Origin of the sequence: Enterobacter sp. Y17 (assembly GCF_019730495.1) — a bacterium.
Classification (GTDB): Bacteria; Pseudomonadota; Gammaproteobacteria; order Enterobacterales; family Enterobacteriaceae; genus Enterobacter; species Enterobacter asburiae_B.
This window is the reverse complement of record NZ_JAASKP010000002.1, coordinates 105784-126890: the sequence shown is the minus strand read 5'-3', so window position 1 is coordinate 126890 and position 21107 is coordinate 105784. Positions and strand designations below refer to the sequence as shown.

Genomic DNA, 21107 nt, shown 5'->3' with positions numbered 1-21107 from the left:
GCCCGGTAAGCGCCAGCGCCACCGGGCTTTTTTTACATCAACGCAATACTGCCCACAATCACCCCGCTCAACGCCACCAGTCCTGCGGTCAGCCACAGCGCTTTCGCCGGGAACGACTTACGCAGCATGATAAGCGACGGCAGGCTGATCGCCGGCAGCGTAATCAGCAGCGCCAGCGCCGGCGCGGTGCCCATACCGGCCAGCATCATGGTCTGAACAATCGGGATCTCCGCCGCCGTTGGGATCACAAACAGGCAGCCTGCAACGGCCATCGCAATGACCCACATCAGCGTGTTGTCGATAGCGCCATCCGCATGCGGAAAGAGCCAGACGCGCGCCGCTCCCAGCACCAGTACCGCCAGGATATAGACCGGGATGGTGCTCCAGAAAAGCTGCCAGAGCGCCCTGCCCCAGCGCGCAAAGAAGCCACCCTGCGGTTCGCTGACGTCCAGCTCAACGGCTGCGGGTTCTGCGGCAGTATCCTTCACCAGTTTTTGCACCAGCGTCGCCACCACCAGCACGGTCAGCAGCCCGGCGACCAGACGGATGAACGCAAAATGCCAGCCCAGCACAAAGCCCATAAACACCAGCGTTGCCGGATTGAGCAGCGGGTTCCCCATCCAGAACGCCAGCGCGCCGCCCATCGACACGCGCTGACGGCGCATCCCTGCAGTCACGGGCGCGGCGCAGCAGGAACACATCATCCCCGGCAGGGAGAAAATCGTCCCCAGCAGCGTGCCCTGAAAGCGCGGCTGCCCAAGGGTTTTCACCAGCCAGTTACGGGGGATAAGCACCTGAATCAGCGAGCCCAGAATGACGCCTAAAACGGCGGCCTTCCAGACGGCAAGGAAGTAGACCATGGCGTAGTCCCACGCCGCCTGAAGCGGGCTGGAATCAGCCTGAGCGAGAATAGATTTACCGATGCTGTGCGTTTCGGCGGCGGTGAAGGCTTTGCCGTAGTACGGCTGCCATTTCACGTACCAGAGGCCAACAATGACCACGAGAAAGAAGAGTGCGGGCTTCCACCATTGGACAGGTGTTGCCGCCTGAGATGAAGACTGACCAGTCATAGCATTCCCCGGAGAGTATTAGATTATTAGCCGGGGGAGTTTACGCCTCGCCCTGCGCGATTTCACGCAGTTTTGCCGAAGGGATAATGTTTACGCCCGCTTTCGACGGGGCCAGCCCCTCTTTTAGCATCGCGCGCGCGACGTCCCGCGCCTCGATGGATTTCCAGTTGCCGGGAAGAATGCGAAACAGCGGGGCAAATATCGACTCGTTAAACCGGCGTTCATCCCGGTGGCCGATCAGCATCGAAGGGCGCACTATCGTCAGCTGTTCCCATTTCTGCGCAATCAGCGCATCCTCCATCTTGCCCTTTACCTTGTTGTAGAAGAAAGGCGACCCGGCACTGGCGCCCAGCGCGCTGACCACCAGAAAATGTTTGGCGCCCAGCTTTTTCGCCGTGAGTGCGGTATCCACCACCAGCGTATAGTCGGCGTGGATAAAGGCCTCTTTGCTGCCCGCCTCCCGCCGCGTGGTGCCCAGACAGCAAAAGGCGATATCAATGGGATCCTGCACCTGCGCCAGCGCGTCGGTCAGCTGAGGATCGTGCGGATTAAAGACGCCGGATAAGTCCGCCAGCGGTCGACGCGTCGGGGCGGCGATATAGTTCACGCGGCGATCCTGAATCAGCAGCCGCAGCAGATGATCGCCCACTAACCCGGTAGCACCCGTAATCAATACCTGACTCATCTTTTCCCCTTTACAGAATTGTCCGTTTGCGAACTCAGCGTCGTCGACCACACTTAGAAGTCTGTTACAGGTAAGTATTTACCACAAGCGGAGAAAAATCAGTCTGAAGCCAAAACAACGGAGGAAGCATGGGCAAGAAAATCGCAGTCTTGATTACCGACGAGTTTGAAGATTCAGAATTCACCTCTCCAGCAGAGGCGTTCCGCAAGGCGGGACATGAGGTCATCACCATTGAGAAAGAGGCGGGTAAAACGGTGACAGGCCATAAGGGCGAGGCGACCGTAACCATCGATGAGACCATCGATAACGTGAGCCCCTCAGATTTTGACGCCCTGCTGTTACCCGGCGGTCATTCCCCGGATTCCCTGCGCGGGGACGAGCGCTTCGTGACCTTCACCCGAGACTTTGTCTCGACCGGCAAACCGGTCTTTGCCATCTGTCACGGCCCGCAGCTGCTCATCAGCGCAGAAGTGGTCCGCGGGCGAAAGCTTACCGCCGTGAAACCGATCGTTATCGATCTGAAAAACGCGGGGGCCGAGTTTTACGATCAGGAGGTGGTCAACGACAAAGACCAGCTGATCACCAGCCGAACCCCGGACGATCTCCCGGCGTTTAACCGCGAAGCGCTACGCCTGCTCGGCGCGTAACCAGTGCAGCTTCTTGCCAAAGCCCAGGGTGTTGTCGGTAAATTTCAGCTCATCGAGGCGGATTTCCCACACCGGGGCTTTTAGCGCAGCGGCAACGGGAAAGCGGCGCGTGTAGAGCTTACGGCGCGCGTCGCTCTCTTCACCATCCAGACGACGGATCTCCCCTTTAAACTGCACGCCGCGGATCAGCGCGACCGTTTTCGGCTGGCCGTTTACCGTGCCTGCCACCTTTGCCTGCTGGCCGCTCATCTGCGCATGACGCGTTTTGTCTTCACTCATGACATAAAAAGCCACGCGCTCAGGGTCATAGTAGTAAAACGCATTTGCGCACCACATTTCACCCTCGTCACAGACGCACCAGGTGACAACATGCTGCTTCGCCAGCCAGCGGTTAATGGCGGCCAGTGTTTCCATTTTCGTTCTCTCTCATGCTATGGTGCGTTCACCTTAACATACTGAATCCGTTTACCGTGTGCTGGTTTCTCTATCTTGTCCGAACCGCTGATAACGCCCTCTACACCGGGATCACCACCGATGTGGCGCGGCGTTTTTTACAACATCAAACGGGAAAAGGGGCAAAGGCGCTGCGGGGGAAAGGGGAATTACAGCTCGCCTTCTCAGCGGCAGTCGGCGACCGTTCGCTGGCGCTCAGGCTGGAATACCGCATCAAGCAGCTGACGAAGCGCCAGAAAGAGCGCCTCGTGACCGGAGACGGCTCCTTTGAGGCGCTACGCGAGAGCCTGATTAAAAGCGATTGAAATGGTCGTGATACTCGACCAGGCCATTGACGCCGTTGAGCGCATCGTCCGCCAGGCGATGGACCTGGAAAGCGGATTCCGTACCCGGCCAGCGGCAGCGCAGATCGTAATGCGCGGCCTGCTCAAAGCCTAAACGGCCATAGAACGCAGGATCGCCCAGCGTGACAACGGCCGCGTAACCGAACTCATTGAGCGAATCCAGCCCTTCATAGACCAGCTGGCGTGCCAGCCCCTGCCCGCGATAGCTTTCATCTACCGCCAGCGGCGCCATGCCTACCCACTGCAGCTCTTCGCCCTGAACGATGACCGGACTGAAGGCAACATAACCCACCACCTGACCTTCGTCATCGGTGGCAACCAGCCCCAGCGTAATCAGGCCGTCTTCGCGAAGGTCGTGGACCAGTTGGGCTTCGGCATCGCTCGCAAAGGCGCGGCGTAACAACGCATCGATCCCCGGCGCATCAATCCCAATTTCGACTCGAATCAGCATGGCTCACCTACTGAAGTGTGTTTACCGTCCGGCGGGGTTTTCAGCCCGGCCTCAACGAAATCTGCCATTTGCATTAACATCACGCGCAGCGCTTTTGGCATCTGCTCCAGCTCAATGGCATCCATTAAATTCTTCACGTACAGGCCCAGCTCCGTGTCGCCTTCAATTACCAGACGGCGCTGGAAGAAGAGCGTATCCGGATCCTGCTTGCGCGCGGCGATCATCAGCAGATCGCTGGCGTTGGCGCTAAAGCTCACATCCGCGTCGGCGGATTCGCGTACGATCAGCTGGTCATTCTCAACGGAGGTAAACCAGCGCAGCCCGATGTCACGCACCTCAATGCTTAACCAGCGGCCTTCCAGGAACTCCAGCTCGCCGTCCTGCAGCGCCTGGCGGAACTGCCAGCTCAGGACCTGCTCCAGCACCTGGCGTTTAAGCGCGAACGGCGCCAGCTTGACCGGCACGCTCAGCATTGATGGACCAAATTGTACGAGACGTGAACGCAGTTTATCCAGCACGAGCTTTACTCCCTGATATCTATAGTCCTGCTATTTTGCCATATCCGAAGCGCAACATAGCGGCGTAAATCAACAAACCGTCGTCAGCCGTACCTCATTATTGGTGTCATCAATACGCCATTAGCTGCCTTAAATCAAAAATTGTCGCGTATGGGTTAATTAAAATCCCAGCTCGTTAACAATTTTGCGATCGACTACATCAGGATAAATTATGGAGCTGCTCTGCCCTGCCGGAAATCTTCCGGCGCTTAAGGCGGCCATCGAAAATGGGGCCGATGCGGTCTATATCGGGCTGAAAGATGACACCAACGCCCGCCATTTTGCTGGCCTCAACTTTACGGAGAAAAAGCTTCAGGAAGCCGTTAACTTCGTTCACCAGCACCGCCGCAAGCTGCATATCGCCATCAATACCTTTGCTCATCCTGACGGCTACGCCCGCTGGCAGCGCGCGGTGGATATGGCAGCACAGCTGGGTGCCGATGCGCTGATCCTGGCCGACCTCGCCATGCTTGAGTATGCGGCAGAACGCTATCCCCATATTGAGCGCCACGTCTCTGTTCAGGCATCTGCCACCAACGAAGAGGCGGTGCGTTTTTATCATCAACACTTTGACGTGGCCCGCGTGGTGCTGCCGCGCGTGCTCTCTATTCATCAGGTTAAGCAACTCGCGCGCGTCACGCCAGTACCGCTGGAAGTTTTTGCCTTTGGCAGCCTGTGCATCATGGCCGAAGGCCGCTGCTATCTTTCCTCTTATTTAACCGGAGAATCGCCGAATACCGTCGGGGCCTGCTCTCCTGCCCGCTTTGTTCGCTGGCAGCAGACCCCTCAGGGCCTGGAATCTCGCCTGAATGAGGTGCTGATTGACCGCTACCAGGACGGTGAAAACGCCGGTTATCCCACCCTGTGTAAAGGCCGCTATCTGGTCGACGGCGAGCGCTATCACGCGCTGGAAGAGCCGACCAGCCTCAACACGCTGGAGCTGCTGCCGGAACTGCTGGCGGCCAATATTGCCTCGGTGAAAATTGAAGGACGTCAGCGCAGCCCGGCCTATGTGAGCCAGGTAGCGAAAGTGTGGCGTCAGGCCATCGACCGCTGCATGGCGGACCCGCAGAACTACGCACCACAGCAGGCCTGGATGGAAACGCTTGGTTCGATGTCCGAAGGCACGCAAACCACGCTTGGCGCGTATCACCGTAAATGGCAGTGAGAAAATCATGAAATATTCATTAGGACCGGTGCTCTACTACTGGCCAAAAGAGACGCTGGAAGATTTTTACCAACAGGCCGCGACCAGCAGCGCCGACGTGATTTACCTCGGCGAAGCGGTGTGCAGCAAGCGCCGCGCCACCAAAGTGGGCGACTGGCTGGATATGGCAAAGAGCCTTGCCGGCAGCGGCAAGCAGGTGGTGCTCTCCACGCTCGCGCTGGTGCAGGCGTCTTCCGAACTGGGCGAGCTGAAGCGCTACGTCGAAAACGGCGAGTTCCTGCTGGAAGCGAGCGATCTGGGCGTGGTGAACATGTGCGCTGAACGCAGGCTGCCGTTCGTCGCGGGTCATGCCCTCAACTGCTACAACGCCGTCACCCTGCGCCTGCTGCTCAAACAGGGAATGACGCGCTGGTGCATGCCGGTGGAACTCTCGCGCGACTGGCTGGCAAACCTGCTTAACCAGTGCGACGAGCTGGGCATTCGCAATCAGTTTGAAGTGGAAGTGCTGAGCTACGGCCATCTGCCGCTGGCCTACTCCGCCCGCTGCTTCACCGCGCGCTCGGAAGACCGCCCGAAAGACGAATGCGAAACCTGCTGCATCAAGTACCCGAACGGACGCAGCATGCTGTCGCAGGAGAATCAGCAGGTGTTTGTCCTCAACGGTATTCAGACCATGAGCGGCTATGTCTATAACCTCGGCAACGAGCTGGCGTCGATGGACGGGCTGGTGGATATGGTTCGGCTGTCGCCGCTGGATACCGGCGTATTCGCGATGCTGGACGCCTTCCGTGCCAATGAAAACGGCGCCGCGCCGCTGCCGCTGACGGCAAACAGCGACTGCAACGGCTACTGGAGACGGCTTGCCGGGCTGGAGCTGCAGGCGTAAAAAAGGCTCACTTTGTTAACAACGGTTATCATTATTTAATGCAGTATTAAAGATTGACCGTCGACAAAGTGAGCTGTTATGACTGACAAAACCATTCCGTTTTCGGTGCTGGATCTAGCGCCGATCCCACAAGGCTCCTCGGCAAGAGAAGCCTTTTCGCACTCTCTCGATCTCGCTCAGCTGGCCGAAAAGCGTGGCTATCACCGCTACTGGCTGGCCGAACACCACAACATGGTGGGCATCGCCAGCGCCGCGACCTCGGTACTGATTGGCTATCTGGCAGCAAATACCACCACCCTGCACCTGGGCTCCGGTGGCGTAATGCTGCCGAACCACGCCCCGCTGGTGATTGCCGAGCAGTTTGGCACCCTGAATACCCTCTATCCTGGGCGTATTGATTTGGGTCTTGGTCGTGCACCCGGCAGCGACCAGCCAACGATGCGCGCCCTGCGCCGCCATATGAGCGGCGATATCGACAACTTCCCGCGCGACGTGGCCGAGCTGGTGGACTGGTTCGACGCGCGCGATCCGAACCCGCACGTGCGCCCGGTACCGGGCTACGGTGAGAAGATCCCGGTGTGGCTGTTAGGCTCAAGCCTCTACAGCGCACAGCTCGCCGCACAGCTGGGGCTGCCGTTTGCCTTCGCCTCGCACTTCGCGCCGGATATGCTGCATCAGGCGCTGCATCTTTACCGCACGAACTTTAAACCGTCCGAGCGTCTGGAGAAGCCGTACGCGATGGTGTGCATTAACATCATTGCCGCCGACAGCAATCGCGACGCGGAATTCCTGTTCACCTCAATGCAGCAGGCGTTTGTGAAGCTGCGCCGCGGTGAGACGGGCCAGCTTCCGCCGCCGGTGGAGAATATGCATCAGCTGTGGTCCGCCTCCGAGCAGTATGGCGTGCAGCAGGCGCTGAGCATGTCGCTGGTAGGCGATAAATCGAAAGTGCGCCACGGGCTGGACGCGGTGCTGCGCGAAACGCAGGCGGATGAGATTATGGTTAACGGCCAGATTTTCGATCACCAGGCGCGTTTGCATTCGTTTGAACTGGCGATGCAGGTGAAAGAGGAACTGGTGGGGTAGTTTTTTGCTTTTCTCCCTCTCCCTATGGGAGAGGGCCGGCGTGAGGGGTTCAAACCGCACGTTTTACTGATAAACGGGCAACAGGTTAAAACTCGACAGCACGTGTACCAGTGCGTTACCAACGCCGAATACCAGAATCAGCGCAATCATCGGCTTACCGCCCCAGACGCGGAATTTCGGGCTGCCGAAGCGTTTACGTGATTTGCGCGCCAGCAGCGCCGGCACAATCGCCGCCCAGATAGTTGCCGCCAGCCCTGCATAGCCGATGGCGTACAGGAAGCCGTTCGGCCACAGCAGGCCACCCACAATCGGCGGCAGGAAGGTCAGCAGCGCGGTTTTTAAACGCCCCATCGCAGAATCATCAAAGCCGAACAGATCCGCCAGATAGTCAAACAGGCCCAGCGTCACGCCCAGGAAAGAGCTCGCCACCGCAAAGTTAGAGAAGATAACCAGCAGCAGATCCAGACTGCGGCTGTTCAGCACGCCGCTCAGCGCCTGCACCAGCACGTCGATGTTACCGCCCTTCTGGGCAATGCCGATAAATTCCGGACGCGGGATGTTGCCCATCGTCCCCAGCAGCCAAATCACATACAGACCCAGCGCCAGCAGCGTGCCGTAGACCAGACACTTCACAATGGTGCGGGGATCTTTGCCGTAGTACTTCATCAGGCTCGGCACGTTACCGTGGTAACCGAACGACGCCAGACAGAACGGCAGCGTCATCAGCAGGTACGGCGTGTAGGAGGTGTTCACTTCGGCGACGTTAAACAGCGTGGCGGGCGTCACGTGCCCCAGCAGGCTGCCGAAGGTCAGGAAGAAAGTGATGACCTTCGCGCCTAATACGATCGCCGTCATGCGGCTCACCGCTTTGGTACTCATCCAGACGATAAACGCCACAGCCAGCGCAAAACACAGCCCTGCCAGACGCGCCGGAACGTTCATCGACATCTCCGAGAAGGTATGGTGCAGAATCGAGCCGCTCGCTGAAATGTACGCGTAGGTCAGGATATAGAGCACAAACGCGATGGACAGGCCGTTCACCAGGTTCCAGCCTTTGCCCAGCAGATCTTTGGTGATGGTGTCGAAGCTGGAGCCAATGCGGTAGTTCAGGTTTGCTTCAAGGATCATCAGCCCGGAATGGAGCATGCAGAACCAGGTAAAGACCAGCGCCGCCAGCGACCAGAAGAACCACGCACCGGACATGACCACTGGCAGGGAAAACATCCCGGCACCAATGATGGTTCCGCCGATGATCACCACGCCGCCAAGCAGCGAAGGTGACGTTTGGGTGGTGGTTAGTGTCGCCATACAGCCTTTTCTCCAGTCAATCATGCGGTTCTGCATTTTAATGTGACGCACTGTACCAGTACAAGAGTACAAAAGGAATAAAAAAAGCCCCGATAGCGTGTATCGGGGCTGTATATTTTACTTTACGTCAGTTGCGTAAGGCTTACGCGTCACGGCGACGGCTGGTGCCTTCATCACGACGTGGGCCGCGGTTTTCGCGACGCTCGCCGGAGAAACGACGACCTTCACCACCGCGACCTTCGCTGCGGCCGCCTTCACGACGCTCGCCACCGAAGCTGCGACCACCGCCACGACGTTCGCCACCGCGGTCAGGACGTGGCTGTGCATCGCCCATCAGCTGCATGTTCATCGGCTTGTTCAGGATGCGGGTACGCGTAAAGTGCTGCAGCACTTCGCCCGGCATGCCTTTTGGCAGCTCGATGGTAGAGTGGGATGCGAACAGCTTGATGTTACCAATGTAACGGCTGCTGATGTCGCCTTCGTTAGCGATCGCGCCAACGATGTGACGAACTTCAACGCCATCATCACGGCCCACTTCAATGCGGTACAGTTCCATATCACCCGCGTCGCGACGTTCACGACGTGGACGATCTTCACCACCACGCTCTGGACGGTCACCACGTGGGCCACGGTCATTGCGGTCATTACGGTCGCCACGACGTTCGAAGCGATCGTCACGATCACGGAATTCACGCTTAGGACGCATCGGCGCATCTGGTGGCACGATCAGGCTACGTTCGCCCTGAGCCATTTTCAGCAGTGCTGCAGCCAGGGTTTCCATGTCCAGCTCTTCGCCTTCAGCAACAGGCTGAATCTGCGACAGCAGCGCACGGTACTGGTCCAGATCGCTGCTTTCCAGCTGCTGCTGTACTTTCGCGGCGAATTTTTCCAGACGGCGTTTGCCCAGCAGATCTGCGTTTGGCAGGTCAGCTTCTGGAATGGTCAGCTTCATGGTGCGTTCAATGTTACGCAGCAGACGACGCTCGCGGTTCTCAACGAACAGCAGCGCACGACCCGCACGACCCGCACGACCGGTACGGCCGATACGGTGAACGTAAGACTCGGAATCCATCGGGATGTCGTAGTTAACAACCAGGCTGATACGTTCAACGTCCAGACCACGTGCTGCCACGTCGGTTGCAATCAGGATATCCAGACGACCGTCTTTCAGACGCTCCAGAGTCTGCTCACGCAGGGCCTGGTTCATGTCGCCGTTCAGCGCTGCGCTGTTGTAGCCGCTACGCTCCAGGGCTTCAGCCACTTCCAGGGTCGCGTTTTTGGTACGCACGAAGATAATCGCCGCATCAAAATCTTCCGCTTCCAGGAAACGTACCAGCGCTTCGTTTTTGCGCATGCCGTACACAGACCAGTAGCTCTGGCTGATGTCCGGGCGAGTGGTTACGCTGGACTGAATACGCACTTCCTGAGGATCTTTCATGAAGCGCTTAGTGATACGACGAATCGCTTCTGGCATGGTGGCAGAGAACAGCGCGGTCTGATGACCGTCCGGGATCTGCGCCATGATGGTTTCGACGTCTTCGATGAAGCCCATACGCAGCATTTCATCTGCTTCATCCAGTACCAGGCCGCTCAGTTTAGAGAGGTCCAGAGTACCGCGCTTCAGGTGATCCAGCAGACGGCCCGGCGTACCGACAACAATCTGTGGGCCCTGGCGCAGGGCGCGTAACTGCACGTCATAACGCTGGCCGCCGTACAGGGCTACCACGTTTACGCCGCGCATATGTTTTGAGAATTCCGTCATGGCTTCTGCAACCTGAACAGCCAGTTCACGGGTTGGAGCCAGGACGAGGATCTGCGGTGCACGCAGGTCCGGATCAATGTTGTTCAGCAGCGGCAGCGAGAATGCTGCAGTTTTACCGCTACCAGTCTGGGCCATGCCCAGCACGTCACGACCAGAAAGCAGGTGTGGGATACACTCAGCCTGGATCGGAGATGGTTTTTCGTAACCCAGATCGTTAAGGGCTTCAAGGATAGGAGCCTTCAGGCCCAGATCTGCAAAAGTGGTTTCGAATTCAGCCATGTAGTACAAGTGCCTCGATATTAATGGCGGCCAGTCTACTTAGCTCATCGTGAAAATGATTAGCAATTTTCATTGAAAAGTGTGAACCGGCTCAAAGTAGGTGTATTGACGAACAACAATGCCCTCACCAGTTAAGGTGATGGCAATCAAAAGATTACGGGCTGATGTTTATGTCGTCAGCTATTGCTGGTCCGATTCTGCCAGGTCGTCATGCTCCTGGCCCAAGAGCGATAATTCCAACAATGCATAACGGTGCTCAACGAAGTTGTGTACGTTGTTAGCAACCGCTAATTTGAACAGTGCCGTAGCGCTGTCCATATCCCCCAGACTTAGGTAGTACTTACCTAAATAGAAGTTGGTTTCACTGAGATGCTCAGCGAGCGAGGTGTTATCCGTTGCGTCCGCCTTGAGGCGTTCCATCAGCGTTGCTTCGCTAATGTTGCCCAGGTAGAACTCGACAATGTTCCATCCCCACTGTTCCTTGTCCGATTTATCGAAGCGCTGTTTCAGTGCCTCTTTTGCCTGCTTCTCATCGAGCTTCCGCTCAACGATGTAAAGCCACAGGCTACGGAAAGGATCATTAGGATCGTCTTGATAAAACGCCAGCAGATCATCTTGCGCTAACTTATCACGACCGCCGTAATACAATGCGATACCGCGATTCAAGTGCGCGTAGTTGTAAGTTGGATCAAGCTCAAGTACAGAATCAAACGCTTCATAGGCAGCATCAAAATTGCCTGCCTGCGTTAAATAAATGCCTAAGTAATTGAATACTTCAGGCATATCAGGTCGGATAGCCAGCGCTTGTGAAAAATCATTTCGCGCCAATGCCCTCAGACCGAGACTATCATACAACACTCCGCGCTCATATAAAAGCTGTGCGCGTTCTTCATCGGTTAAAGCCCGACTGGCAAGTATTTGTTCCATGCGTGCCAGAATCACTTCCTGCTGCAAAGTCGGTTGCAATGGCACTGCGAGGACTTCGCTCTTACGCCAGGCAGAGTTGCTGCATCCTGCCAGCGTTAAAGCTGTCGCAACGAAACACCAGCGCAAAAAAGGCTTCATTTCCCACTCCCGAAGACAACTATTGGATGAACGTCCTGTCCCCCGGCGGCTTAACAAGGCGTCCTGCCTGATAATAGGCCCTCCGCAAAGCGGAGGGCAAATGGCAACTTACTCGCCTTGCTGTTCTGCTGCCTGTGCTTCTGGCGCAGCAGCTGGCTGAGACTGCTCGGTTGCTTCTTTAATGCTCAGACGGATACGGCCCTGGCGATCAACTTCCAGAACTTTCACCGGGACTTCCTGACCCATCTGCAGGTAATCGGTCACTTTCTCAACGCGCTTGTCAGCGATCTGAGAGATATGAACCAGGCCTTCTTTACCGCCACCGATGGCAACGAACGCGCCAAAGTCAACGATACGGGTCACTTTACCTGCGTAGACGCGGCCCACTTCGATCTCTGCAGTGATTTCTTCGATGCGACGGATCGCGAATTTCGCTTTCTCGCCGTCGGTTGCTGCGATCTTCACAGTACCGTCATCTTCGATTTCGATCGTGGTGCCAGTCTCTTCGGTCAGCGCACGGATTACGGAGCCGCCCTTACCGATAACATCTTTGATCTTGTCTGGATTGATCTTGATGGTGTGGATACGTGGAGCGAACTGAGAAATGTCGCCACGCGGCGCGTTAATCGCCTGTTCCATCACGCCCAGGATGTGCAGACGCGCACCTTTAGCCTGGTTCAGAGCAACCTGCATGATCTCTTTGGTGATACCTTCAATTTTGATATCCATCTGCAGCGCAGAGATACCTTCGCGGGAACCCGCTACTTTGAAGTCCATATCGCCCAGGTGGTCTTCGTCACCCAGAATGTCAGACAGAACAACGAAGTTGTCGCCTTCTTTCACCAGGCCCATTGCGATACCCGCAACGGCGGCTTTGATTGGCACGCCTGCATCCATCAGCGCCAGAGAAGCACCACACACGGAAGCCATGGAAGAAGAACCGTTGGATTCGGTGATTTCAGAAACCACACGAACGGTGTACGGGAACTTGTCAGCTTCTGGCATTACTGCCAACACGCCGCGCTTCGCCAGACGACCGTGACCAATTTCACGACGCTTCGGCGAGCCAACCATACCGGTCTCACCTACGGAGTACGGAGGGAAGTTGTAGTGGAACAGGAAGCTGTCAGTGCGCTCGCCCATCAGTTCGTCGATGATCTGTGCGTCACGTGCAGTACCCAGGGTCGCGGTTACCAGCGCCTGCGTTTCGCCACGGGTGAACAGCGCGGAACCGTGAGTACGTGGCAGAACGCCAGTACGCACATCCAGACCACGGATCATGTCTTTTTCGCGGCCATCGATACGCGGCTCGCCTGCCAGTACGCGGCTACGAACAACGTTTTTCTCGATTGCGTGCAGGATGTCGCTCAGTTCGTTAGCGTCCAGCGTTTCGTCTTCAGCAACCAGCGTCGCGATAGTTTCAGACTTGATCACGTCAACCTGAGCGTAACGCTCCTGTTTGTCAGTGATGCGGTATGCATCGCTCAGACGAGATTCTGCCAGAGCTGCAACGCGTGCGTTCAGCGCGTCGTTTGCTGCTTCTGGCTGCCAGTCCCAACGTGGTTTACCGGCTTCTTTCACCAGGTCGTTGATGTTCTGGATAACGATCTGCTGCTGGTCGTGGCCAAATACCACAGCACCCAGCATCTGGTCTTCGCTCAGCAGTTCAGCTTCGGATTCAACCATCAGCACAGCCGCTTCAGTACCCGCAACAACCAGGTCCAGCTTACTTTCTTTCAGCTCTTCCTGGGTTGGGTTCAGCACGTACTGGTCGTTGATGTAGCCAACGCGCGCGGCACCGATTGGGCCATTGAATGGAATACCAGACAGTGACAGGGCAGCGGATGCGCCGATCATGGCAACGATGTCCGGGTTAACCTGTGGGTTAACGGAAACAACGGTCGCGATAACCTGTACTTCGTTAACGAAGCCTTCCGGGAACAGCGGACGAACCGGGCGGTCAATCAGACGCGCAATCAGGGTTTCGCCTTCGCTTGGACGGCCTTCACGACGGAAGAAACCACCCGGGATTTTACCGGCAGCGTAGGTACGCTCCTGGTAGTTAACGGTCAGCGGGAAGAAGTCCTGACCTGGTTTAGCTTTTTTCTGGCCAACAACGGTAACGAATACCGCAGTGTCATCCATGCTTACCATAACGGCAGCAGTAGCCTGACGTGCCATCATGCCGGTTTCCAGCGTGACGGTATGTTGACCATACTGGAATTTACGAACGATCGGATTCAGCAAAGTTCTGTCCTTTCTTAAATGTTTGACAGCACACCACCGGTGTGCTGTCGATTTAACCCGACCTTCTTCGCATCCTCGCGACTAATGACAACCAACACCCCCATGGGTGAAGCCTCTCATTAGCCGCGCGAACCTCTGCAATGAAGATCATTTATAGCAACAATACAATAGTTTCCAGTGAATTGCTGCCGTCTGGTTGAAAAAAGGGGCCATCAGGCCCCCTTTTCTGAAACTCGCAAGAATTAGCGACGCAGACCCAGACGCTCGATCAGCGCGGTGTAGCGTGCAACATCTTTACGTTTCAGGTAGTCGAGCAGTTTACGACGCTGAGAAACCATACGCAGCAGACCACGACGGCTGTGGTGATCTTTTTTGTGCTCTGCAAAGTGACCCTGCAGGTGGTTAATCTGTGCAGTCAGCAGTGCAACCTGAACTTCGGTAGAACCGCTGTCGTTAGTACCACGACCAAACTCAGAAACGATTTTAGCTTTAGCTTCAACGCTTAGAGACATTTTCAAACTCCAAAGTATAAAGAATGTAAGGATGCCGATCTCTAATTCAGCAATCCCATGTACGCCCCGCAGATTGTTAAACAATTTACCAGGCGTTAAGCGGCGATATTCTACTCGTCTCCCCTGCTTATCGCAAGGTGAGCCGTTATCACCGTCACGCGTCGACCGGATATTCGACAACCAGACGACGCGGCGCAACGCGCCCTTCGCCATCCATTTCGCCCATACCGATGAATTTCCCTTCGTCACCTTCGGTCACGCGTACCAGTCCTTCCAGCGGCGCTTGTGCCGTACGAACCGGGTTGCCGTTCTTAAAGTAAACGGACGATGTTAAAGGAAGATTAACAACCGGGAAGTCCGCTGCCGGACTGTCCATCGGCATCAGCAAAGGATCCAGCAAATCTGCCGGTGGAATCCCCTGCGCTTCCGCCTGTTCTACCAGCTCGCGCAGATATTCCAGGGTGACCATCCGCTCCACCGGATACTTGCTCACCGCCAGGCGGCGCAGGTAAATCACATGCGCACCGCAGCCCAGCTTTTCACCGAGATCGTCGATGATGGTGCGAATATAGGTCCCTTTCGAACAGTGTACTTCCAGCTCCAGCTCATCACCTTCGTGGCGAATAAACAGCAGCTCATACACGGTTATCGGACGGGCTTCACGCGGGACGTCAATGCCCTGGCGCGCATATTCGTAGAGCTTCTTGCCCTGATATTTCAGCGCCGAATACATCGACGGCACCTGCATCGTGTCCCCACGGAAGCTCTCCAGCGCAGCATCAAGCTGTTCCGCGCTGAACGTCACCGGACGCTCTTCCACCACCTGGCCATCCGCGTCGGAGGTATCCGTGCGCTGGCCCAGTTTAGCGATAACGCGGTAGCGCTTATCGGAGTCGAGCAGGTACTGGGAAAACTTTGTCGCCTCTCCCAGGCAGACCGGCAGCATGCCCGTTGCCAGCGGATCGAGCGCGCCGGTGTGGCCCGCACGGTTGGCGTTATAAATACGCTTAACTTTCTGCAGCACGTCGTTGCTGGAAGCGCCCTGGGGTTTATCCAGCAGCAGCACACCATGCACGTCGCGACCGCGACGACGAGGACGACTCATTAGTCCTCCTTGCTGTCGTCCGCCGGGTTAACACGACGCTCGTCATCATGTTTAACCACGCTGGTCACCAGGTTGGACATACGCATACCTTCGACCAGCGAGTTGTCGTAGAAGAAGGTCAGCTCAGGCACGATACGCAGGCGCATCGCTTTGCCGAGCAGGGAGCGGATGAAACCAGAGGCTTCCTGCAGCGCTTTAATGCCGTTTTTCACTGCCGCTTCGTCCTGATCGTTCAGGAAGGTGACGAACACTTTTGCATACGCCAGATCGCGGGACATTTCGACACCGGAAACGGTGGTCATCATGCCGACGCGCGGGTCTTTAATTTCACGTTGCAGAATGAGCGCGATCTCTTTCTGCATTTCCTGCGCTACGCGCTGAGGGCGACCAAATTCTTTCGCCATAATAAATTCTCCAGACAAAAAAGGGGCTAAAAGCCCCTTTTAAAATTATTGCCGGGTGGCGCGAGGCGATCCCGGCTTACAATCGGTAATTAAGCGATGGTACGCTGAATTTCGATGATCTCGAACACTTCGATCATATCGCCAACGCGAACGTCGTTGTAGTTCTTCACGCCGATACCACATTCCATGCCGTTACGGACTTCGTTAACGTCATCTTTGAAGCGGCGCAGGGATTCCAGCTCGCCTTCGTAGATAACCACGTTGTCACGCAGTACGCGGATTGGGTTGTGACGCTTGATGTTACCTTCGGTAACCATACAGCCCGCGATCGCACCGAATTTCGGTGATTTGAACACGTCACGTACTTCAGCCAGACCGATGATCTGCTGTTTCAGTTCCGGAGACAGCATGCCGCTCATCGCTGCTTTCACTTCGTCGATCAGGTTATAGATGACGGAGTAGTAACGCAGATCCAGGCTTTCGGCTTCAATTACTTTACGCGCAGATGCATCCGCACGAACGTTGAAGCCAACCAGGATAGCGTTGGAGGCCGCAGCCAGGGTCGCGTCGGTTTCGGTGATACCACCTACGCCAGAACCGATGATCTTCACTTTCACTTCGTCGGTAGACAGTTTCAGCAAGGAGTCGGAGATCGCTTCCACAGAACCCTGAACGTCAGCTTTCAGAACGATGTTCACTTCGTGAACTTCGCCCTCGGTCATGTTGGCAAACATGTTCTCGAGTTTAGATTTCTGCTGACGAGCCAGTTTAACTTCACGGAATTTGCCCTGACGATACAGCGCAACTTCACGCGCTTTCTTCTCGTCACGCACAACGGTCACTTCGTCACCGGCAGCCGGAACACCGGACAGGCCCAGAATTTCCACCGGAATGGACGGACCCGCTTCCAGAACTTCCTGACCCAGTTCGTTACGCATCGCACGAACGCGGCCGTATTCGAAGCCACACAGAACGATGTCGCCCTTGTTCAGGGTACCTTCGCGTACCAGAACGGTTGCAACCGGACCACGACCTTTATCCAGGAAGGATTCGATCACCGCGCCGCTCGCCATACCATTACGGATCGCTTTCAGCTCCAGTACTTCAGCCTGCAGCAGGATCGCGTTCAGCAGGTCATCGATACCGGTACCCGCTTTCGCAGATACTGGGATGAACTGCGCTTCACCGCCCCACTCTTCCGGCATAACGCCGTACTGAGACAGTTCGTTCTTCACGCGGTCCAGATCGGCTTCTGGCTTATCGATTTTGTTGACTGCAACAACCAGAGGCACCTGCGCCGCTTTCGCGTGCTGGATAGCTTCGATGGTCTGTGGCATCACGCCGTCGTCTGCGGCAACAACCAGTACAACGATATCCGTTGCCTGAGCACCACGAGCACGCATTGAGGTAAACGCTGCGTGGCCTGGAGTATCCAGGAAGGTGATCATGCCGTTTTCGGTTTCTACGTGGTAAGCACCGATGTGCTGGGTAATACCACCCGCTTCACCAGAGGCAACCTTAGTAGAACGAATGTAGTCAAGCAGAGAGGTTTTACCGTGGTCAACGTGACCCATGATGGTCACAACCGGTGCACGCGGTTCAGCCGCAGCCCCAGTATCACGGTCGCTCATTACTGCTTCTTCCAGCTCGTTTTCACGACGCAGGATAACTTTGTGGCCCATCTCTTCAGCAACCAGCTGTGCGGTTTCCTGGTCGATGACCTGGTTGATGGTCGCCATGGCGCCCAGTTTCATCATCGCTTTGATGACCTGAGAGCCTTTAACCGCCATCTTGTTCGCCAGATCGCCAACGGTGATGGTTTCGCCAATCACGACGTCACGGTTAACGGCCTGAGCAGGCTTCTGGAAGCTCTGCTGCAGAGCGGAACCTTTACGCTTACCGCCTTTACCGCCGCGAACAGCAGCGCGTGCTTCTTCACGGTCAGCTTTGGATTCAGCGTGTTTGTTGCCTTTTTTCGCCGGACGCGCTGCTTTTGCATTACGGCCACGGCCACGACCGCCTTCAACTTCACGGTCGTTATCATCTTCAGCCTGACGCGCATGCTGAGAAGTGGTCACGTGATAGTCGCTGGTGTCTTCAGTCGGCTCAACGGTATTCACACCATTCTTCTCGTTTTCTTCTGCCATACGGCGCGCTTCTTCGGCGACGCGGCGAGCTTCTTCTTCCAGCTTACGGCGGGCTTCTTCTTCCGCTTTACGCTTCAGCTCGGCAGCTTCATTTTCACGGCGGGCTTTTTCAGCCTGGGCGGTTTTGGTCATTTCGTCTGTCTGTTGATTGCTCACTTTGTCTTTTTCCGCAGCGTCACGCTTCACTTTATCACTTGCGTCGCGTTTCGCTTTTTCTGCGGCCTCACGTTCAGCTTTTAATTCTGCTTCACGTTTGGCGGTTGCTTCCGCCTCACGCTGAGCTTGTTCTTCCGCTTCACGCTGTGCCTGCTCTTCCGCGGCAAGGCGTTCTGCCTCTTGCGGATCACGTTTTACAAAGGTGCGCGTCTTGCGGACTTCAATTTGTACCGATTTGCTTTTGCCACCGGTACCAGGGATATTTAACGTGCTACGCGTTTTGCGCTGCAGCGTTAACTTGTCAGGCGTAGAACCGTGTTCACGGTTCAGGTGCGTTAACAAGGTTTGTTTTTCTTGCGCGGTCACCGAGTCATCAGCGGACTTCGGGATCCCTGCATCAGCAAATTGCTGTACCAGGCGGTCCACGGAGGTCTGAATCTCAGCAGCCAGCGATTTTACAGTTACATCAGTCATGCTGTTCCTTCCTGCTACAGTTTATTACGCTTCGTCGCCGAACCAGCAAATATTACGTGCGGCCATGATGAGCTCGCCGGCTTTCTCGTCGGTTAAACCTTCGATATCAGCCAGGTCATCAACGCCTTGCTCAGCGAGATCTTCCAGCGTACAAACACCACGGGCAGCCAGCTTGAACGCAATCGCACGATCAAGACCTTCCAGATTCAGCAGGTCATCAGCCGGCTTCTTATCGCCAAGGCTTTCTTCCTGAGCCAGTGCCAGGGTGGTCAGTGCGTTTTTAGCGCGTTCACGCAGGGCTTCAACGGTTGGTTCATCCAGACCGTCAATTTCCAGCAGCTCTTTCATTGGCACATAGGCCAGTTCTTCCAGCGTAGAGAAACCTTCTTCAACCAGAACAGTGGCGAAGTCTTCGTCAATATCCAGGTATTTAGTGAAGGTATCGATCGCCGCATGGGCTTCAGCCTGATGCTTAGCCTGCAGGTCATCAACGGTCATTACGTTGAGTTCCCAGCCGCTCAGCTGTGACGCCAGGCGTACGTTCTGGCCGTTACGGCCGATTGCCTGCGCCAGGTTGCCCGCTTCAACAGCGATATCCATGGTGTGTTTGTCTTCGTCAACAACGATAGACGCCACATCAGCTGGAGCCATTGCGTTGATCACGAACTGCGCCGGGTTGTCATCCCACAGAACGATATCAATACGTTCGCCGCCCAGCTCAGTCGAAACTGCCTGAACGCGCGCACCGCGCATACCGACGCAAGCACCGACCGGGTCGATACGCTTGTCGTTGGTTTTCACCGCAATTTTCGCACGGGAGCCCGGATCGCGAGCCGCCGCTTTAATCTCGATAACTTCTTCACCGATTTCCGGCACTTCGATACGGAACAGTTCTACCAGCATTTCTGGTTTAGAACGGGTCACGAACAGCTGTGCACCACGCGCTTCAGGGCGAACGGCGTACAGAACACCGCGAATACGGTCACCTGGGCGGAAGTTTTCACGCGGCAGCATATCTTCACGCAGGATCACGGCTTCAGCGTTACCCGGCAACCCTTCGGATTTGATCTCCAGGGAGATGTTGTCGCGGTTCACTTTCTTCACCACGCCGGTGATGATTTCGCCTTCCTGATCGCGGAACTGATCGACAACCAGCGCGCGCTCGGCTTCGCGCACTTTCTGCACGATAACCTGTTTAGCGGTCTGGGTCGTGATACGGTCAAAGGTGACAGATTCAATCTGATCTTCAACGTACTCGCCCACGTTCAGACTTTCGTCTTCAAAACGGGCAGCTTCCAGCGTGATCTCTTTGGTCGGCTGGGTCACTTCTTCAACGATTACCCAACGACGGAATGTATCGAAGTCACCGCTTTTACGATCGATTTCTACGCGAACATCGATCTCTTGTTCGTATTTTTTCTTGGTTGCTGTAGCCAGTGCACTTTCCAGCGCTTCGAAAATCTTCTCACGCGGCAGTGATTTCTCGTTGGAGACGGCTTCAACAACAGCCAAAATTTCTTTGTTCATCGCGGGCTTTTCACCTCAATCCAGACTGTTAAAAGTGGGGAACCAGGTTCGCCTTCTGGATATTACTCAGCGCGAACACTTCATCTTTGCCTTCGACTGTCACCGTGATCATTTCACCATCAACGGCTTTGATAATTCCCTGCCATTTACGGCGGTTCTGTACGGCCATACGCAGAACGAGAGCCACTTCTTCACCGGTAAAGCGCACATAGTGCTCGGCCGTGAACATCGGGCGATCGAGGCCAGGTGAGGAAACTTCCAGGTTGTACGCAACGGTAATCGGGTCTTCAACATCAAGAACCGCACTCACCTGGTGGCTGACATCAGCACAATCATCAACATTGATGCCATCTTCACTATCAATATAGATGCGCAGCGTCGATGTACGGCCGCGAACGAATTCGATGCCGACCAGTTCGTAGCCCAGTGCTTCGACCGGTGCAGTAATCATCTCTGTTAATTTTTGCTCTAATGTGGACAAGCCCACCCCCAAGACATAAAAAAAGGGCGTAAAGCCCAGTTATTCTGTAGTCAGATAACAAAAAACCCCGATAAATCGGGGCTTTAGATAACTGAACCCTATAGCCACAACTGTGGCCTGGAGCACTTTCCGAAAGAATTTTTTCAAATCCAGCTACGAAGGCTCTAAGTCTTCACAGTATATTTGAAAAAGAACTTTATGGGAAAGTGGTTGCGGGGGCCGGATTTGAACCGACGACCTTCGGGTTATGAGCCCGACGAGCTACCAGGCTGCTCCACCCCGCGCCTGAAACG

21 protein-coding genes and 1 tRNA gene are annotated in these 21107 nt (G+C 55.8%); 5 read left to right on the top strand and 17 right to left on the bottom strand.

Translation table 11 applies throughout. The annotated features are described in order from the left end of the window. Positions 1–32: 32 nt before the first annotated feature. Positions 33–1070, bottom strand: a complete 1038-nt coding sequence (locus HCH49_RS14875) for a permease (protein ID WP_094934462.1) — start codon at positions 1068–1070, stop codon at positions 33–35. Positions 1071–1110: 40 nt separating this feature from the next. Further along, the gene (locus tag HCH49_RS14870; RefSeq protein ID WP_033146736.1) at positions 1111–1755 is read right to left on the bottom strand and encodes an NAD(P)H-binding protein; all 645 of its coding nucleotides are present in this window, start codon (positions 1753–1755) and stop codon (positions 1111–1113) included. A gap of 128 nt (positions 1756–1883) precedes the next feature. Between HCH49_RS14870 and HCH49_RS14865 the strand changes: the two genes are divergently transcribed. Next, complete coding sequence (locus tag HCH49_RS14865) at positions 1884–2402, top strand: type 1 glutamine amidotransferase domain-containing protein (RefSeq protein WP_023333577.1); 519 nt, start codon at positions 1884–1886, stop codon at positions 2400–2402. On the opposite strand, the gene HCH49_RS14860 is transcribed toward HCH49_RS14865, so the two are convergent. Further along, positions 2382–2816, bottom strand: a complete 435-nt coding sequence (locus HCH49_RS14860) for a YhbP family protein (protein ID WP_064673362.1) — start codon at positions 2814–2816, stop codon at positions 2382–2384. The two genes, HCH49_RS14865 and HCH49_RS14860, sit on opposite strands and share 21 nt — an antisense overlap. Positions 2817–2830: 14 nt before the next feature. Here HCH49_RS14860 and HCH49_RS14855 point away from each other — a divergent pair, with 14 nt between their 5' ends. Then, positions 2831–3160: a GIY-YIG nuclease family protein gene (locus HCH49_RS14855; protein ID WP_023309323.1), complete on the top strand. Its 330-nt coding sequence runs from the start codon at positions 2831–2833 to the stop codon at positions 3158–3160. Here HCH49_RS14855 and HCH49_RS14850 read toward each other — a convergent pair. After that, positions 3147–3650 (bottom strand): GNAT family N-acetyltransferase, encoded by a 504-nt coding sequence (locus HCH49_RS14850; RefSeq protein WP_023309324.1) that lies wholly within the window; start codon positions 3648–3650, stop codon positions 3147–3149. The two genes, HCH49_RS14855 and HCH49_RS14850, sit on opposite strands and share 14 nt — an antisense overlap. Continuing rightward, a complete protein-coding gene (locus HCH49_RS14845; protein WP_029739636.1) occupies positions 3644–4168 on the bottom strand; it encodes an SCP2 domain-containing protein in 525 nt (174 codons plus the stop codon). Before HCH49_RS14845 ends, HCH49_RS14850 begins: the two co-directional genes overlap by 7 nt. A 211-nt stretch (positions 4169–4379) precedes the next feature. On the opposite strand from HCH49_RS14845, the gene HCH49_RS14840 reads away from it, so the two are divergent. The 3 genes from HCH49_RS14840 (at position 4380) to HCH49_RS14830 (ending at position 7347) form a co-directional block, all read left to right on the top strand. Then, complete coding sequence (locus tag HCH49_RS14840; RefSeq protein ID WP_023309326.1) at positions 4380–5375, top strand: peptidase U32 family protein; 996 nt, start codon at positions 4380–4382, stop codon at positions 5373–5375. Positions 5376–5382: 7 nt separating this feature from the next. Continuing rightward, complete coding sequence (locus HCH49_RS14835) at positions 5383–6261, top strand: U32 family peptidase (protein ID WP_211438624.1); 879 nt, start codon at positions 5383–5385, stop codon at positions 6259–6261. Positions 6262–6339: 78 nt separating this feature from the next. Further along, positions 6340–7347: an LLM class flavin-dependent oxidoreductase gene (locus HCH49_RS14830; protein WP_047060267.1), complete on the top strand. Its 1008-nt coding sequence runs from the start codon at positions 6340–6342 to the stop codon at positions 7345–7347. A 63-nt stretch (positions 7348–7410) separates the two neighbouring features. On the opposite strand, the gene mtr is transcribed toward HCH49_RS14830, so the two are convergent. The 12 genes from mtr to HCH49_RS14770 all read right to left on the bottom strand — a co-directional run bounded on the left by mtr (position 7411) and on the right by HCH49_RS14770 (position 21098). Further along, positions 7411–8655 carry a tryptophan permease gene (gene mtr / locus HCH49_RS14825; RefSeq protein WP_048974688.1) on the bottom strand — a complete coding sequence of 415 codons (1245 nt, stop codon included), beginning with the start codon at positions 8653–8655 and terminating at the stop codon, positions 7411–7413. A gap of 142 nt (positions 8656–8797) precedes the next feature. Continuing rightward, entirely contained in the window at positions 8798–10696 is a 1899-nt protein-coding gene (locus HCH49_RS14820; RefSeq protein ID WP_039260432.1) for a DEAD/DEAH family ATP-dependent RNA helicase, read from the bottom strand. After that, on the bottom strand, positions 10689–10769 hold the full coding sequence (gene yrbN / locus HCH49_RS14815; RefSeq protein WP_097397692.1) for a protein YrbN: 81 nt from the start codon (positions 10767–10769) through the stop codon (positions 10689–10691). Before yrbN ends, HCH49_RS14820 begins: the two co-directional genes overlap by 8 nt. A 107-nt stretch (positions 10770–10876) precedes the next feature. After that, a complete protein-coding gene (gene nlpI, locus HCH49_RS14810; protein ID WP_023309331.1) occupies positions 10877–11761 on the bottom strand; it encodes a lipoprotein NlpI in 885 nt (294 codons plus the stop codon). A 108-nt stretch (positions 11762–11869) separates the two neighbouring features. Then, positions 11870–14008, bottom strand: a complete 2139-nt coding sequence (pnp, locus tag HCH49_RS14805) for a polyribonucleotide nucleotidyltransferase (protein WP_024906369.1) — start codon at positions 14006–14008, stop codon at positions 11870–11872. Positions 14009–14250: 242 nt separating this feature from the next. Further along, entirely contained in the window at positions 14251–14520 is a 270-nt protein-coding gene (gene rpsO, locus HCH49_RS14800; RefSeq protein WP_003861789.1) for a 30S ribosomal protein S15, read from the bottom strand. 154 nt (positions 14521–14674) lie between these two features. Then, positions 14675–15625 carry a tRNA pseudouridine(55) synthase TruB gene (truB, locus tag HCH49_RS14795; protein ID WP_221702924.1) on the bottom strand — a complete coding sequence of 317 codons (951 nt, stop codon included), beginning with the start codon at positions 15623–15625 and terminating at the stop codon, positions 14675–14677. After that, positions 15625–16029 carry a 30S ribosome-binding factor RbfA gene (gene rbfA / locus HCH49_RS14790; RefSeq protein ID WP_003024988.1) on the bottom strand — a complete coding sequence of 135 codons (405 nt, stop codon included), beginning with the start codon at positions 16027–16029 and terminating at the stop codon, positions 15625–15627. The genes truB and rbfA overlap by 1 nt, the downstream gene beginning before the upstream one ends. An 89-nt stretch (positions 16030–16118) precedes the next feature. After that, entirely contained in the window at positions 16119–18806 is a 2688-nt protein-coding gene (gene infB / locus HCH49_RS14785; RefSeq protein WP_029739629.1) for a translation initiation factor IF-2, read from the bottom strand. 24 nt (positions 18807–18830) lie between these two features. Then, positions 18831–20333 (bottom strand): transcription termination factor NusA, encoded by a 1503-nt coding sequence (gene nusA / locus HCH49_RS14780; RefSeq protein ID WP_029739628.1) that lies wholly within the window; start codon positions 20331–20333, stop codon positions 18831–18833. A gap of 28 nt (positions 20334–20361) precedes the next feature. Then, positions 20362–20814, bottom strand: a complete 453-nt coding sequence (rimP, locus tag HCH49_RS14775; RefSeq protein ID WP_014833432.1) for a ribosome maturation factor RimP — start codon at positions 20812–20814, stop codon at positions 20362–20364. Between the two features lie 207 nt (positions 20815–21021). Continuing rightward, positions 21022–21098 (bottom strand) — tRNA-Met (locus HCH49_RS14770). Positions 21099–21107: the final 9 nt, after the last annotated feature.